We start from the raw sequence: 1613 nt of genomic DNA on the forward strand, positions 1-1613 counted from the left end.
GAGCCGAGGCTGTGTGGAAACTCCGCTCTATGGTAGAGTTTGTAATGGCTGCGGGGGATCGAGATGTCGGGTTTCATCGAAGGCGTTGCGCGGGGGCAGACAGTTCTTTTTCCTGATCGCCTTGAGGACTGGATCCATGAGGATCATCTGGTTCGGGTGGTCGATCTCTTTGTAGATGAGGTGGATCTGGCGGTCCTTGGTTTCGTGCGCTCAGCAGCCGCACGCACGGGCCGCCCCGGCTACCATCCTGCTGTTATGCTCAAGCTGTTCATTTACGGCTATCTGAACCGCATTCCGTCGAGCCGCAGGTTGGAACGGGAGGCGGGGCGGAATGTCGAACTGATGTGGCTGACCGGCCGCCTCGCTCCCGATCACAAGACCATCGCCGACTTCCGCCGCGACAATGGGCCCGGCATCCGCCGCACCTGCGCCCAGTTTGTGGAACTGTGCCGCCGCATCGGTGTGCTGAAGGGCGGGTGCATTGCCATCGACGGTAGCAAGTTCCGGGCGGTGAACTCCCGTGACCGAAACTTCACCAAGGGCAAGATCGCGAACCGCATCGCCCATCTGGAGGCGGACGTCGAGCGCTACATCGCCGAGATGGTCCGCGTTGATCGACAAGAAGAAGGCGAGGTCCGAGCCGAGAAGGTCGCGCACCTGGCCAAGCGTTACGGGCGGGTCCGGCAGCACATCCAGCATCTGCAAGCGATGGATCGGGCGCTGGCCGATGCGCCGGACGGACAGATATCCCTGACCGATCCCGATGCCCGCGCTATGGCGACCAGCGCCCGCAACAGCGGCATGGTTGGCTACAACGTCCAGACTGCCGTCGATACCGAAACGCATCTGATCGTCGCGCATGATGTCACCAATCAGGGCCATGATCGCGATCTGCTGGTGCCGATGGCTTTGGCCGCGCAGGAGGCGCTTTATCGTGACACGATGCACGTGCTGGCCGACAAGGGCTACTTCAGCGGGCGGCAGATCCTGACCTGCGACGAGGCGGGCATCACCACCACGATCCCGCGCCCCGAGACATCAGGCAACCGGATCAAGGGCATGTATGTGAAGCCCGACTTCGCCTTCGATGCCGAAGCGGACATCTACCGCTGCCCGGCCGGAGAGGCGTTGACCTACCGCTACACCACCGAGGAGGACGGGCTGGAACTACGTCGCTACTGGACCGGGGAGTGCGGCGGATGCCCCATGAAGGCCCGCTGCACAACCGGCAAGGAGCGCCGGATCACCCGGTGGGCGCACGAGCATCTGATCGAGGCGGCACGGGCCAGGCTGATCGGACCAACTGAGCCGATGACGATCCGCCGCAGCACGGTCGAACATCCCTTCGGCACCATCAAGGCCTGGATGGGCACCACCCACTTCCTTACCCGAAGGCTGAGGAATGTGAGGACCGAGATTGCGCTGAACGTCCTCGCCTACAACATCAAGCGGATGGTGGCGCTGATCGGGATCCGCGGCATGATGGAGGCAGTGAGGGCCTGAAAGAGGGGGTCAAACCGCGTCCTGCAGAAATCCGCCCCGCAGCTGATCATCCACATCCTCCAAACAGTGTGAAAGGGCATCTGCGATGAGTTTCCACACAGCCTAAGCCC

At 62.6% G+C, this 1613-nt stretch carries 1 protein-coding gene; it reads left to right on the forward strand.

Annotation, left to right across the window (positions count from 1 at the left end):
• Positions 1 to 63: 63 nt before the first annotated feature.
• Positions 64 to 1503 carry an IS1182 family transposase gene (locus D2T30_RS22815; protein ID WP_128210648.1) on the forward strand — a complete coding sequence of 480 codons (1440 nt, stop codon included), beginning with the start codon at positions 64 to 66 and terminating at the stop codon, positions 1501 to 1503.
• Positions 1504 to 1613 lie beyond the last annotated feature (110 nt).

This window comes from Paenirhodobacter populi, from assembly GCF_004022215.1.
In the GTDB taxonomy this organism is placed as follows: Bacteria; Pseudomonadota; Alphaproteobacteria; order Rhodobacterales; family Rhodobacteraceae; genus Rhodobacter; species Rhodobacter populi.

Bases quoted from the DNA above. Each gene is read 5' to 3' on its own strand.
- D2T30_RS22815 (WP_128210648.1), top strand. From the start codon at position 64: ATGTCGGGTTTCATCGAAGGCGTTGCGCGGGGGCAGACAGTTCTTTTT.